Genomic DNA, 13,479 nt, shown 5'->3' on the forward strand with positions numbered 1-13,479 from the left:
TAGTATACGAGCAATCAGTTGCAATTGAAATTAGAGTTAGTGTACGATGCAACTACAATTCTTATTATTCAGACATATAAGGAGTGGGTGACTGTGACAGAAATGATTTTAACCGATTTTTTGGATCGTGCGGTACGAGTATATGGTGAAAAGAAGGCAATTATTGATCAAAACGATCAAGCTTATACGTATACAGAAATTAATGATCGAGTGAATCAACTGTCTCACGGGCTCTCTGCACTCGGAATTCAAAAGGGTGATCGAGTCGCCTATTTAGCACCAAATACACTTGAGATGTTCGAAGGGTTTTACGGGGTGTTTCAAGTAGGTGCAATTATGGTCTCATTAAATACACGTCTAAAATCAGATGATTATTTGTACATTCTTAATCATAGTGAAAGCAAAGCGTTGTTTGTTGATCATGAATTGTATGACTTAATTGCACCGATCTTACCGAAACTTGAAACGGTGCAGTCTGTAGTTGTACACGGAGCAGAGCGCTCATCAGGCTCATACTTTGCGTATGATTCTTGGTTACAGTCACAAGAGAATGTTCCTTATTCACGAGCAGATTTAAGTGAAAATGATTTGTGCTCCATTCTTTATACGAGCGGGACGACCGGGAAGCCAAAGGGAGTTATGCTCACGCATCGAAACAATTACTTACATGCGCTGAGCACGATGCATCACCTTCAAGTCAGCGACCAAGACACGTTGCTTCACGTGCTACCGATGTTCCATGTCAACGGCTGGGGTTCTCCGTTTTACTATACGGCAAATGGTGCGACCCAAGTGATGCAAAAGAAAACAGACCCGTCAGAAATGCTAGAGCGAATGGAACGATATGACGTATCAGTGATGCATATGGCACCAACAGTACTCGGCAGTTTAATCGATCAGTACAAAGCAGAGAAGCGTAACATCACGCAAGATATGCGAGTCGTTATTGCGGGTGCGGCACCGCCTCAAGCATTTGTGAAGACGTTAGAAGAAGAGATTGGGTTTACGTTTATTCAAGTGTATGGCATGACCGAGAGTTCGCCTTTGTCTCTCATTAGTTATTTGTCCTCAGAAGACGATGATTTAGTCGGAGATCGTTATTACGAGGCAAAAGCGAAGCAAGGGTTTGAAATGATTGGCTCTAAAGTGCGGGTCATTAATGACGAAGGGAAAAGCGTGCCAACTGATGGAAAAACGGTCGGTGAGCTCGTCGTCAAAGGTCATGGAGTGATGAAAGGTATTGGAAGAATGATGAGGAGACAGCACGAACGATTCGTGACGGCTGGCTTTATACAGGTGACATGGCGACTGTTGACGATCGCCATCGGGTTCAAGTTGTTGACCGCAAAAAGGACATCATTATTAGTGGAGGAGAGAACATTTCATCGATTGAAGTTGAAAGCGTTTTTTATGACCACCCTTCGGTAAAAGAAGCAGCGATCGTCGCAAAACCTGATGAAAAGTGGGGCGAAACCCCTCACGCCATCCTCGTGTTAAGGGAAGGACATCAAGCGACGGAGCAAGAAATGATTGACTATGCACGAAGTAAGTTGGCCCACTTTAAATGTCCTCGTTACGTGACATTTTTAGAGGAACTACCAAAAACAGCGAGCGGTAAAATTCAGAAAGTCTATTTGCGAGACTTGGTTTAACGGCAATAGATTAGTGTAATAGCAATAGAAAGGAGTGAGGCAGATGGTGAAGCACGTACAATTAGGAAAGTCAGATGTCCATGTACATCCGATCGGTTTAGGCACAAATGCGTTGGCGGTCATAACATTTATCCGAATATGCTCGATGAAGAAGAAGGACGTAATGTTGTTCGGACTGCGATCAATAATGGAATCACGATGCTTGATACAGCATTTATTTACGGCCCGAAGCGTTCGGAGGAACTTGTCGGTGAAGTTGTTAAAGAATACAAACGAGAAGATCTTGTAATTGCCACGAAAGCTGCACACAAAGCTGTTGGCGATACGATGGAGTTTGATAACTCTCCACAATTTTTAAAGCAATCTGTCGAAGATGCCCTCAAACGATTGCAGACGGATTATATCGATTTGTTTTACATTCATTTCCCAGATGAATCAACACCAAAAGCAGAAGCCGTGGGGGCATTGAAAGAACTTAAAGATGCTGGGAAGATTCGCTCAATTGGAGTATCTAACTTTTCACCCGAACAGCTAAAGGATGCGAATCAAGACGGTCACGTTGATGTGTTGCAAGCAGAATACAATTTACTGAACCGTCAAGCAGAATCCGACTTTTTCGCTTACACATCAAAAGAAGACATTACGTTTATTCCTTATTTCCCGCTAGAGTCGGGATTACTCGCAGGAAAGTATACTGAGAATAGTACGTTTACTGACTTTCGTTCAAAAAAGCCATCGTTTCAAGGAGAAGCGTTTAAAGAAAACCTCGCAAAAGTCGAACGTGTTCGTGAAATTGCTGATGCAAAAGGAGAAGACGTTGCGCACGTAATTTTGGCATGGTATTTAACGAGACCATCTGTCGATGTGTTAATACCAGGTGCAAAACGGACCGACCAAGTGAAAACGAGTATCCGAGCGGCAGAGATTGCGTTAACGGATCGAGAGATACTTGTTATTGATGACATTTTTTCGTGAACGAGGAGTGTGTACTCCTCGTTTTTTAATCGTTAGCGAATATTTTAACGCGCAGGAGGAAGTGCTGAGGGTTTGAAATTCCGAAATAACCCTTGGCCTTTGACCGCGAGGAAGTTAAAGTAGCGCGAAGCCAAGTGTAGCGCGGATCAAGCCGAGTGTAGCGTGGATCAAGCCAAGTGTAGCGCGGATCAAAACGAGGGAATCTCAGTAGGTTTCTTATCTTTGTGATCTGAGCTTAAAATCGTCCCGCTGAACGAATCAAAACAAAAACCACTGAGCGCTTAGCCCAGTGGTTTTTTAGGTTTCACAACGTCTTCTTTCGAATGTCCGGTAACATAAAGTGCGCCTAAGATGAGGGGGATTTGTAATGGAAGACGTAGCCAGAGAAACACGGGGTGAATTTTCTTTCCATTGATGTATGTACGATTCTTGGCTGCCATATAGATGTTAGCTGGAAAGACGACAATCATAAACAGTGCGAGAAGTTTACCAGTGAGTTTCTGACACTTTTGGACCCATAGAAGAACGGAGAAAGCGAGTTCCATTGCGCCGCTTACGAGTACAATCAGTCGTCTGAACGGTAGGAACTTCGGAACAATGCTTCGAAACAGTTTCTCATGAGTAAAGTGTAAAACACCTGCTATGAATAAGATCATAGAATAGATTGTGCGGAACATTGTAATCATTACGTCACACCTTTTTAGCTGTCTATACCATTATTTGGACTTTCTCAAACGTGAGGTTGTGGACGATTCCAAGTTCGCGTATTAGACTTAAGAGAATAGAAAGAAGGCGTTAGTGTGACTTATATTCAAAGTGGGACGAAAACTTACTACGCTGCGGCGATCGCGTTATTTTTTGCTGGGTTTGTAACGTTTGCAACGATTTACGCGACTCAACCTTTGCTTCCCATTTTTTCTAATGAATTTGGTGTTACCGCTCAATCAGCGAGTTTAACCATTTCAGTTACAACAGGTATGCTTGCTATTTTGTTACTCGTGGCAGCACCGTTATCGGACCGGTTCGGTCGGAAGAATGTGATGGTTTTATCAATGATTTTGACGGCTGTAATGGGTCTTCTTACAGCATTTAGTCCGAATTTTGGAACGCTATTGTCGATTCGAACGTTTCTCGGCATAGCTGTCGCAGGTGTTCCGGCGATTGCTATGACCTACGTTGTGGAAGAGTTTGATCAAAACAGCCTCGGAAAAGTAATGGGGCTCTACATCGCAGGTTCAAGCATTGGTGGGATGAGTGGGCGGCTCATTACAGGGGTTTTGACAGACATTTGGAATTGGCAAGTGGCGCTTACTGCACTTGGAGGCTTGTCCCTTCTCATGAGCGTGTTGTTCGTATTGATGTTACCGAAATCAAAGCATTATAAGCCAAAGGAGCTGTCAGTGAATCAAGCGTTACGTCGATATGGTTCTGTGTTAAAACAACCACAATTAATGGCCGTCATTTCGCTAGGGTTTATTCTCATGGGCTCCTTCATCGTTCTCTTTAATTATTTCGCTTACTTATTAATGGAGCCACCATTTTCTTTATCTCAAGCGATTATCGGCTTTATTTACATCGTCTATTTAGCAGGAACGTTTAGTTCGGTTTATATGGGTAAGAAAGCGGATCGACACGGGAAGCCTACAGTGATTTTTCTAGGTATTGGTTTAATGACGGTTGGTGCATTGCTCACGTTAGTGCCCATGTTGCTGGTAACGATTCTAGGCGTTGTTATCTTTACCTTTGGATTTTTTGGCGCACACTCGACAGCGAGTGCATGGGTTAGTCAACGTGCTAAGGAATATCGATCACAAGCATCTTCGCTTTATTTGTTTGCTTATTACGCGGGCTCAAGTATTGCCGGAGCCATTGGGGGCTTCTTCTATACGTCGTTTGCGTGGCTTGGAGTCGTCGTATTTATGCTTGGGTTGCTCGCTCTTGCTGTACCGGCAATCCAATATGCAAAAAAAGAACGAGCAGAAGAGCTATAGAAGTTGTTTTTCCAATCAAGAAATTTGAGGCGGTATTCTTCATAACGATCCATGTTAATGATTGGACCGCACTCGTGAATCACCCAAGGGTAACCTTGTTGTGGGACGCCAATTTCGTACCCGTGCGCTTTAAACTTTTCGCATTGAGAAATATCATAGAAATGCCAATGGTCAAAGACCGAAGACTCCCATTCAAGGTCGTATTGGGTCATGATGATCAAACCGTCAATCGCTTCAACTGACTGATAATGACTTGTTGGTTCATGAAGTACTGACATCACGTAGTAACCTTTGTCTTCGAGTACTTTTCCGAACCGATTTGGACTGTCCCACCAGAGGCCTTGATCGTTGAGGTGTTCGCATCCTACAACACCGAGCATCCCAACCTTCGGAGAGTGAAGAAAAATCTCGAGCATATTGTAAAGCATCATATGATGGATAATCATCACATCTTGATGTAGATAAATCTTATATTTAGCGTCGGTTTTCTTCAACCCGTTATTGTACCCTTCTGTCATACTGTTTGCACCGCGTATGCCGATGATTTCAATCTTATACTTTGGGGACCGATAAAAGCGCGATATGCCGTAAGCACTTTGCATAGTGAGATTCGTCGTTCACACACAATATAAATGCGATTTTTGTATCGTCCATGTACTCTCCCCGCTTTACTTGTTCTGAAACTATCTATATGCAACCAAAACGAATTAGCCACAAGAAATTTAAGGAGGTGCTAGCTGATGAAACCTCTTGTTGTGAAACAATTGAGTCGAACTTTCAAAGGTCATAAAGTGATCAACGATTTATCATTTTCACTGGATCGGGGCTTAATTTATGGGTTTTTAGGACCGAATGGGTCTGGGAAGACGATGACGATTCGTTTAATCGTCTCTTTAATAAAGATGGACCGTGGGGAAGTCTTTATTGAAGGAAAGGATCTTAACAAAAACCGTGAAGAAGCGCTGCAGCATATTGGTGCGATTGTTGAAGACCCTGATTTGTATACGTACTTATCGGGCAGACAAAATCTTGAACACTTTGCAAGGATGAGTCAAAAGCCAATTAGTGAAGAACGAATTGAACAAGTCATTGACCTAGTAGAACTCACAAATCGAATTGATGACAAAGTAAAAACGTATTCTCTGGGCATGAAGCAACGACTTGGCATTGCGGTATCCATTCTTCATCAACCATCCGTATTAATTCTTGACGAACCGACAAACGGTTTAGATCCAAATGGAATAAAAGAACTGCGCTATTACTTACGTCGCTTAGCCAAGCAAGATGGGGTAACGTTGCTCGTTTCGAGTCACCAACTTCGTGAAGTTGAAGTGCTTTGTGACCGTGCCATCGTCATTAAAGATGGTCAAGCTGTTGATGAATTTGATTTGCGTTCGTCAGCGACTGAAAGTACGTATTCGGTCTATGTTACAGCGAGTCCAGAAGCCGACGCATATACCCAGTTAGCGCAATTTGGGAACGTAGAAAAAAATGAGAATCAGTTTGTCATTTACGACCAACCGTATGAGCAGATTCCAGCGATCGTTGAAACGCTCGTTCAGCAGAACGTCAGGTATATGAGATTCGTTACGAACAAGGTTGGAAGAGCGCTACTTCTCGTTATTAGAGTCAGAGAGGGATGAACGATGAAAGGATTAGTCATTAATGAGACGTTAAAAGCATGGCACGGTCGGAGAATTGGACTCGCGATGATGATGATGTCTATTCTAATTCTGTTTATCTTTATCGTTGCGATTGCAATTGATCAATCTTTTGGGTTATTGCTTACAACAGAGGAGTTTGTCACGATCGGTTCTGTTCTCCATATCTTTATTATGTTGTACAGTTTTGTGCTCGTGACCGGAGCAATCTCAGGTGAAGCATCTACAGGTACGATCAAGCAATTACTCATAAAACCAGTATCACGTCATCGAGTACTGTTATCAAAGTGGTTGACGAATTTAGTGATTAGCTTTTTGCTTTATTGTTTTGTGTTAGCGTTGCTTTTCGCTTTTGGGTTGTTCTTTCCGCACGTCGTACCACTTTCGTCAACGTTCTATTACTTATTCGAAACCGCATTGTATACGACGCCGTCACTTATCTTTTATGTAGCGCTAGCAACGTTAATTGCGGTTATTACTAAAAACACCGCCGTTACGATTGTACTAACAATTTTACCGTATTTTTTCGCAGATTTGTTCGTATTGCTTGCTGCTGAATATGACTGGGCTTCTTGGATTGTGTTTGCTCATATTGATGTGTTTAACAACTACAATCCCGTCTCCTTAGCTCCGGCTCCATTCCCATCGATGTGGGCGTCAATTGGATTTCTACTTATTCATATCGCATTGATGTTGGCAATCGCCCACGTGATTTACAAAAGACAGGACGTTTTATAGCGTCCTGTCTTGAATTGTTGAAGAGATCTTGGATAAGGGATTTCTTTTAGAGAGGTTTGGTGGAGATTTTAGTAATCTAACTTCAATTTTGGAGCCAACTCCCAACATACAGACACTTATGTGGTGGTTCCAAACACTTCGCGTGTTTCTTTCTCTATAAAGACGCAAAAATCGAGGAGAATTCTCCTCGATTTTTTGCATTTTATAACATCCTATCTTTTTCTTCATCAATATCTACGAGGGACTCGACGACCCCATCGTTGACTCGGACTTCAAACACACGGTTGTCTTTTTGGAAAGCGAACAAGCCATTGTTGAAATCGGTTTGCAAGTATTTGAAGAAGACACCTTCGTAATCACAGTTTTTCTGGTGATCGAAATTTAGCGTATACGTGTGATCGTCATTTTTATATAAATAAGCAGTAACCCCACGCTCGAAGTTCCAATCTTCTTCTTCATCAGCACGAGGCTTCGGCACGACGTGCAAGTCAGCTGAAGGAATATCATGTAGGAGAATGTCGATAATCGAACCGCCAATTAAAGCTGTCCACAAGTTTTCCACACGTTGGCCAATGACGATTTGAGTTGCATCAATTTCCTTTGCAATTCGTTTGATGACCTTCGAAATATTATGGGCATGACTTTCTTCTACAATTAATTCTGCACCGTAGTCTGTTGCCATTTCTTTGAAAATACTCATATCAACTTCTCGATCATTTTTGTAATCGTCTTGTGGGAGGGAATCAAAGACGAGAATGTAGAGATTTGCTTCCGTTGTTTTGGCAAGCTCTGATCCTCGTTTAATCAGTCGTGCTCCGTGGTGTCCATAATTGACGCAAACAAGAATATTCTCAGCCATCAGTATCATCCTTTTTAAGCTTGTTGTTCAAAATGATCCGTTAGTTCGTGAATAATGCCTTTTCTAACGTGTGCTTCGGTAATGCGGTCGTCATCATAGAAGGCAAACCGACCGTTGTTAAAGTCAGTATGACGATGTTTAAAGAAAACCCCTTCATGTGATTCGTCGCCTGTCCGGTGGAAATCGACGAAGTACGTTCCATTGTATATAGGAAAAAGGTAAGCATCGACTCCTTTATCAAACGTCCAATCTTCTTCTTCATGAGCATGTTCATGGGGGATCATGTGCACATTCACAGAAGGAATGTCTTTTGAAAGGTGATCAATGGTAGATTTCCCGATCCATTTGCGCCATAAACTCTCAATTGATTGGCCAACGATTAAATGTGTAGCTTGAACTTCTTTCGCAGTCTCGGCATGAGTTTCCGGTTGGTCAATGGTTTTCCTTCGCTTATGAGTAAGTCCGCTTCGTATTTTAGGGCGAGCTTTTGGAATAAAGACATCCCTACGATGCGATGCGCCTCGTCTTCTTCACAAGCCATATTATCGAATAAAAAAATGGTCGTATGGTGGGATGTATGATCGATGGTTTGTAATGCCTGTTCAATAAAGCGAAGTCCGTTTTTGCCATGTTGCACACAGACGAGAGTATGATGTATCTTTGCAGAGTTTTGCAACGGTGTCACGTCCTTTAACAGTCAATTTGTGACACAGTTTGCCCAAACAGACGTCTTTTTATGCAGTGATGGGAAGTTCACAACAAACTAAAAAACCTTCCAGATCGGAAGGTTAGAAACGCATCTGCTCATAATACGCTCGGACAAACGCATACACGCCATATGCGACGAGTCCAAAAGCAACAATCGCTAACCAGACATCTCCAAACGGTTGTTGCTGCAGGGTTGCAAGGGCATCGTCAAACCCCCGTGCTTCATTCGGATCCGAACGGTGAGCGGTGATCATGAAAAAGTAACCGATCATCATAAACAGGATGGAGCGTGCGCCAAATCCTATCTTCCCTGTCATCGTAGCAAAATGCTTTTCTTTTGGTGTCATTTCATACGATTTAAAGCCGTCGCGGTGCGTGTTCGTTAGTGCAGAGTAAAATTGCAGGAAGCCTGCAACCAAGATCCCTAGTCCGATAATAAAAACGATCATCGCACCGTAAGCTTAGACAACAAATAAGAGGAAAAGGTCGTTTCGTTATAGGTATCTTGGCTAAATTGATGGAGAGCAAAGCGAAAAGATTGAATGCAAATTAAACTATAAACCAACGCGCTAAACAGATACGTCCCGCGTTGAAAAAGACCACCAAGTGCAGTGCCGTGATTATCCACATCTTTAAACGTTTTTAACAACATCAACATAATATAGCCAATCAACCCAAAGCCGATTGCAAAGAGCAAAAATTGCCCGAAAGGCAACCGTGAAAGTGATCGCAGTGCCCCTGTTGTATTCTCTGTATCTCCGCCAAGGTTAAACGCGGCAAGTAGCGCGAGAATACCAATAAGGATAAATACGGTTCCTTGACACATATAACCGAATCGAGCAAAACGTTGCAACCAAGGAACCGTCTGTTGAGATGGCTTCATCACTCGTCCTCCTCGTTGTACATATGTATCGATCGGCTTGCTTAATTAGAATCAAAATGGTGAATCTTCAAGTATGAAAGACCGAGTCGCTCACTTGTTAGGATGACAGGTGAGCAATAAAAGTGATCGCTAACAAAAACCTCCCACTAACGTATTCACTACGTAAACGGGAGGTGTCTTATTTAGAATCAATTTCTTATGATTTGTATGCGGCACGCACGAAGTAATAACGTGTGATAAAGAAATAGATGAGTTGTAAAAGGGCACCAATTCCGATGACGAGCAAACCGTTCCATAACAACATTGAACCGGCAGCACCTTCGAGCATGCTGTTTAGCATTAAAAAGGCAAAGCTCGCATGTAATGCACCAACAAGATACGGGGTGAAAAAGAGAAAGCGGATTTTAGATCCAAGAATCTTCTTTGCTTCTTTTTTCGTTAATCCAATTCGTTTAAGCGAGAGTAATTGTTTCTTTGTATCTTCAAGTTCAGTAAACAGTTTTAGATAAAGCATGCTTCCTTGAACAATGAAGAATAGTAAGCTCACAAAGATGCCGATAAACAGTGTTAGTGAAAACGTCTGCATGACCATTTGATAGTCTGAGGCGTTGGCCTGAACGAAATACGACTGGTCTCCGGATTCGGCAGCTTCGCGAATTTCATTCGAAACGTCGCCTTGTTCTTTCCAATTATCCAATTCATATCCGTAAGCTTGGTAACGTTCGTCAACGACAGATCCCCATTGTGCATAGGTTTCATCAGGGACAATGAATTGTATCCAGCCACTACTTGCTGTGGACAAGATCGGACGATCAGTGAAGTCATAAACTTTGTACGCCTCGTTATAGACGTTTATGACATCTCCCTCCTTTAGAGAGTAGTCAGGACTGTTTTGGATAAACGGTGCTGCTACAAAGAGTTCGTCTGATTGTAAATTTAGCTGAGGTAAATCCATATCTAAGGCAATGTCGTTGTACGCTGATTCAGAAAGTGCAATGGCATCTGTTTCTAGACTCCCTTTTTGGAAGTCGATTGGCGTAACTTCTGTATCAATCGTATACAAAATATCCGTGTCGTGCTTTGCGAGAATCGCATCAGCGGTTTCTTTCTCTAAGATTGGTTCATCTTCATCATAGTTGTACCAAGCAATCGTTGTTGCCATTTGATTCGTTGCCATTCGAATGGTCGAATCGAAGAGAAGGTAGACGGTTCCACCTGCCGTTAAGACGACTGCAATAATCGTCGAAGTTAAAAACAACATGTTGGCGTAATCTTTTAAACGGAAAAGAATATTCGTACGCGTTACAAGGTTTGTTCCGTTGTAGAACGACGGTTGATCATATAGCTTCTTATATAAAGCGACCGTTCCTTGTCGAAACAACAAATAGGAACCGGTGACGACGAGAAACAAGATTGGTGGTATTAAGAAAACGGCAAGCATGATCGATGCGGTAGCTGCAATTGTGTAGCCTGCAATGAGCAAAATTAACCCTAGGATCGTTAGCATCCAAGAGAACTTTGGCATATGTTTCGGTTTTCGTGCGTCTTTTAGGAGATCTTGAATGTTCGCTTTTCGTAATCGCCAAAATGAAAGTAGCGTGAGCACTTGGAATAAGACAAAGAATCCAAGAGCAGTTAATAAATACGCAAATAAAACGAACTGAAACTCAATCGGTGACTCGGTTCCGAGCATGGACGACATAAGCATTAAGAACAGCTTAGAGAATAAAGTTCCAATTCCTAGTCCAACTAGAATCGCGGTCGCTGAAATGAGCGTTTGCTCAAAATAAACTAAACGACACAATTGACGTTTGCTCATCCCGAATAACGATAGAAGACCGAATTCTTTTGATCGTGTGCTTAAGAAGACACGATTAGAATAAGCGATAAAGAAAATTGAGAACAGAATAATAATGACTTGAGCCATAATCATTCCTGTGCGCACGGCATCTCCGCCGCGAATATCCCCGTTCAAAACGTCGGGGTGGAAGACAAATTGTGCATAAATAAAGAACACAGACACCGCAAAAACACAACTTAAAAAGTATGCAGCATAACGTTGAGCGTGACCCGTGAGGTTTTTACGAGCGAGTTTTGTAATCGTCACTAAAGTCACCTCCGAGTACAGAAAGCGTGTCGAGTACCTTCTGGTAAAACGTCTGCTGACGCTCGCCTTTACGGATTTCAGAGAAGAACTGACCGTCTTTGATGAAGACAATTCGATCGCAATAGCTCGCTGCTGTAGCGTCGTGGGTAACCATGAGAATGGTTGCGCCCTCATCTTTATTCATCGTTGTCATCGTATCCATCACTTGTCTTGCTGACTTGGAATCTAGATTTCCGGTCGGCTCGTCTGCAAGTACAATTTTCGGATCATGAATAACCGCTCTAGCACATGCTGTTCGCTGTTGTTGACCACCTGAAATTTCAGTCGTTCTCTTGTCTAAAATGTCTTGAATACCGAGTTGGTCTGCAAGCAAATCAAGGCGATTGTTCATCGTCTTGTGTGACGTCTTATCGAGTGCTAGTGGCAATAGAATGTTCTCTCGAACCGTTAACGTGTCGAGTAAATTAAAATCTTGAAAGACAAAACCAAGTTGTCTACGGCGAAACTGTGCTAATTGGCTATCATTTAACGTAGCAGGGTCTGTCCCGTCAATTAGGAACGTTCCTGACGTTGGTTTATCAATCGTTGCGAGTAAGTTTAATAAGGTTGTTTTTCCGCTACCAGATGGTCCCATGACCCCAACAAATTCTCCGCGCTCAACCGACATGTTAAAATTCGATAATGCTTTATAAGATAGGCCTTCTTTTTTAGGGTAATACGTCTTACTAATGGCATCGACGTGTAGAAGTGTCATTTGGAATCTCTCCTTTACTGTTGTGAGTTTAGTATAGCGATTGAGATCCCGCTCTTCCCATCGATTGTTCTTTCATAACCTTACAAACTTGTCATAAAGTTTTGCTCGTAAATGTAAGACGCACGGTCGTTCCTCGTTCTAATTCAGAATCAATCGTTAAGGAATGACCTAATTGATTGGCGATTGTGCGTGCGAGATAAAGCCCCATTCCGGTTGATTCTGTTTTTTTACGACCGTTATCCCCAGTAAAGAATGGTTCAAATACACGGGGGAGATCGTGTGTTGGAATTCCGATCCCTGAGTCTTGGATAAAGAGCGACACACTTTCTCGTTCTTGTTTAATTTTACAAGTGATTTTGTTTCCATCTCCGTGATGGGAATAGTTAATTGCATTAATGATTAATTGTTTAATCACGGTACGTAACCATTTGGAGTCACTGTATACGATCGTTTGATCGGTGTCTTCTACAATTTGAGGGTAAAGGTTACGTCGAATGAATTGACGTTTTTCCTCATTGATCACTTCACGTAATAGCTGTGTTAATTCAACAGGCTCGGCACGGAAATCGAGGGAGAAGTGATCTAAACGTGCGAGTTGCAACATGAGTTCAAGACCGTGTCGAAAGCGATCATTCTCATCTTGAATGTCGTTGAAAAACGTTTGGACATGATCGTCACCCGCCTGTTTTTTCCCTTCTTGAGAGAGAAGTGAAATGACACTCATTGGTGTTTTCATATGATGAACCCATTGGTTAATAAACGTTTCGTGTTGCTTTCGATCGGTTTCATATTGAATGATTTGATCGTGAGTGTGAACATCGACCGTGCGAATGACATCCAGCATTCGTTTTGTCGTTTGTGTAGGTGCTTGGCGGTGTGTAAGCTTGCGGATCTCATCCAACGAGGTCGAATGTGGATCAATGGCATACAACTGTTTCAAAAACGACCGGTGTCTTACGTAATCAATCAATAAACCAGCACAAAGAAAAAGGGACGCGAGGAGAAGCATATAGACATAGGTTGAGAAGCTCTGTTCTCCCCCTGAAAAGCTGATTAAAAGTACAGCAATTAAAATGGTGATGAGCGTACTAAAGTAAATGAGTACAATGAGCGGTAACCGGTCGTGCAGAAAATCTTTTAGCATAACATTG

Annotated in this window: 13 protein-coding genes and 2 pseudogenes; 5 read left to right on the forward strand and 10 right to left on the reverse strand. The window is 42.3% G+C overall.

Annotated elements, in window-relative coordinates; genetic code table 11:
• Window positions 1-102: 102 nt before the first annotated feature.
• Window positions 103-1,652, forward strand: a pseudogene (locus tag JCM19038_RS07340) (long-chain-fatty-acid--CoA ligase).
• Between the two features lie 46 nt (window positions 1,653-1,698).
• Window positions 1,699-2,627 (forward strand): annotated as a pseudogene (locus JCM19038_RS07345) (aldo/keto reductase).
• A gap of 281 nt (window positions 2,628-2,908) precedes the next feature.
• On the opposite strand, the gene JCM19038_RS07350 reads toward JCM19038_RS07345, so the two are convergent.
• Window positions 2,909-3,313, reverse strand: coding sequence for a hypothetical protein (locus JCM19038_RS07350; protein WP_042416184.1), 405 nt, complete (start codon window positions 3,311-3,313; stop codon window positions 2,909-2,911).
• Window positions 3,314-3,427: 114 nt separating this feature from the next.
• Here JCM19038_RS07350 and JCM19038_RS07355 point away from each other — a divergent pair, with 114 nt between their 5' ends.
• Window positions 3,428-4,618 carry an MFS transporter gene (locus JCM19038_RS07355; protein ID WP_042416187.1) on the forward strand — a complete coding sequence of 397 codons (1,191 nt, stop codon included), beginning with the start codon at window positions 3,428-3,430 and terminating at the stop codon, window positions 4,616-4,618.
• Here the strand turns inward: JCM19038_RS07355 and JCM19038_RS21700 are convergent.
• Window positions 4,510-5,220 carry a glycosyltransferase family protein gene (locus tag JCM19038_RS21700; protein ID WP_081831674.1) on the reverse strand — a complete coding sequence of 237 codons (711 nt, stop codon included), beginning with the start codon at window positions 5,218-5,220 and terminating at the stop codon, window positions 4,510-4,512. The genes JCM19038_RS07355 and JCM19038_RS21700 overlap by 109 nt on opposite strands.
• Before the next feature lie 138 nt (window positions 5,221-5,358).
• On the opposite strand from JCM19038_RS21700, the gene JCM19038_RS07360 reads away from it, so the two are divergent.
• Together JCM19038_RS07360 and JCM19038_RS07365 are read left to right on the forward strand one after the other, a co-directional pair.
• A complete protein-coding gene (locus JCM19038_RS07360; protein WP_052361226.1) occupies window positions 5,359-6,261 on the forward strand; it encodes an ABC transporter ATP-binding protein in 903 nt (300 codons plus the stop codon).
• Window positions 6,262-6,264: 3 nt separating this feature from the next.
• On the forward strand, window positions 6,265-7,017 hold the full coding sequence (locus tag JCM19038_RS07365) for an ABC transporter permease (protein ID WP_042416190.1): 753 nt from the start codon (window positions 6,265-6,267) through the stop codon (window positions 7,015-7,017).
• Between the two features lie 202 nt (window positions 7,018-7,219).
• On the opposite strand, the gene JCM19038_RS07370 is transcribed toward JCM19038_RS07365, so the two are convergent.
• The 8 genes from JCM19038_RS07370 to JCM19038_RS07400 all read right to left on the reverse strand — a co-directional run bounded on the left by JCM19038_RS07370 (window position 7,220) and on the right by JCM19038_RS07400 (window position 13,472).
• A complete protein-coding gene (locus JCM19038_RS07370; RefSeq protein WP_042416191.1) occupies window positions 7,220-7,876 on the reverse strand; it encodes a universal stress protein in 657 nt (218 codons plus the stop codon).
• 14 nt (window positions 7,877-7,890) lie between these two features.
• A complete protein-coding gene (locus tag JCM19038_RS20565; RefSeq protein WP_052361229.1) occupies window positions 7,891-8,172 on the reverse strand; it encodes a hypothetical protein in 282 nt (93 codons plus the stop codon).
• Between the two features lie 83 nt (window positions 8,173-8,255).
• Window positions 8,256-8,552, reverse strand: a complete 297-nt coding sequence (locus JCM19038_RS07380; RefSeq protein WP_042416195.1) for a hypothetical protein — start codon at window positions 8,550-8,552, stop codon at window positions 8,256-8,258.
• A 112-nt stretch (window positions 8,553-8,664) separates the two neighbouring features.
• Entirely contained in the window at window positions 8,665-9,033 is a 369-nt protein-coding gene (locus JCM19038_RS20570) for a DUF1206 domain-containing protein (RefSeq protein ID WP_052361230.1), read from the reverse strand.
• The gene (locus JCM19038_RS20575; protein WP_052361232.1) at window positions 9,030-9,467 is read right to left on the reverse strand and encodes a DUF1206 domain-containing protein; all 438 of its coding nucleotides are present in this window, start codon (window positions 9,465-9,467) and stop codon (window positions 9,030-9,032) included. Before JCM19038_RS20575 ends, JCM19038_RS20570 begins: the two co-directional genes overlap by 4 nt.
• A gap of 196 nt (window positions 9,468-9,663) precedes the next feature.
• Window positions 9,664-11,574, reverse strand: a complete 1,911-nt coding sequence (locus JCM19038_RS07390) for an ABC transporter permease (RefSeq protein WP_042416197.1) — start codon at window positions 11,572-11,574, stop codon at window positions 9,664-9,666.
• The gene (locus JCM19038_RS07395; protein WP_042416200.1) at window positions 11,549-12,328 is read right to left on the reverse strand and encodes an ABC transporter ATP-binding protein; all 780 of its coding nucleotides are present in this window, start codon (window positions 12,326-12,328) and stop codon (window positions 11,549-11,551) included. The genes JCM19038_RS07390 and JCM19038_RS07395 overlap by 26 nt, the downstream gene beginning before the upstream one ends.
• A gap of 91 nt (window positions 12,329-12,419) precedes the next feature.
• Complete coding sequence (locus tag JCM19038_RS07400; RefSeq protein ID WP_042416203.1) at window positions 12,420-13,472, reverse strand: HAMP domain-containing sensor histidine kinase; 1,053 nt, start codon at window positions 13,470-13,472, stop codon at window positions 12,420-12,422.
• Window positions 13,473-13,479: the final 7 nt, after the last annotated feature.

The organism is Geomicrobium sp. JCM 19038, assembly GCF_000698125.1.
Lineage (GTDB): Bacteria > Bacillota > Bacilli > Bacillales > Marinococcaceae > Geomicrobium_A.

What these genes read in the sequence shown, in the direction of transcription:
- JCM19038_RS07350 (WP_042416184.1), bottom strand. Translation starts at nt 3,313, where the DNA reads ATGATTACAATGTTCCGCACAATCTATTCTATGATCTTATTCATAGCA.
- JCM19038_RS21700 (WP_081831674.1), bottom strand. Translation starts at nt 5,220, where the DNA reads ATGCAAAGTGCTTACGGCATATCGCGCTTTTATCGGTCCCCAAAGTAT.
- JCM19038_RS07360 (WP_052361226.1), top strand. Translation starts at nt 5,359, where the DNA reads ATGAAACCTCTTGTTGTGAAACAATTGAGTCGAACTTTCAAAGGTCAT.
- JCM19038_RS07365 (WP_042416190.1), top strand. Translation starts at nt 6,265, where the DNA reads ATGAAAGGATTAGTCATTAATGAGACGTTAAAAGCATGGCACGGTCGG.
- JCM19038_RS07370 (WP_042416191.1), bottom strand. Translation starts at nt 7,876, where the DNA reads ATGGCTGAGAATATTCTTGTTTGCGTCAATTATGGACACCACGGAGCA.
- JCM19038_RS20570 (WP_052361230.1), bottom strand. Translation starts at nt 9,033, where the DNA reads ATGATCGTTTTTATTATCGGACTAGGGATCTTGGTTGCAGGCTTCCTG.
- JCM19038_RS20575 (WP_052361232.1), bottom strand. Translation starts at nt 9,467, where the DNA reads ATGAAGCCATCTCAACAGACGGTTCCTTGGTTGCAACGTTTTGCTCGA.
- JCM19038_RS07395 (WP_042416200.1), bottom strand. Translation starts at nt 12,328, where the DNA reads ATGACACTTCTACACGTCGATGCCATTAGTAAGACGTATTACCCTAAA.
- JCM19038_RS07400 (WP_042416203.1), bottom strand. Translation starts at nt 13,472, where the DNA reads ATGCTAAAAGATTTTCTGCACGACCGGTTACCGCTCATTGTACTCATT.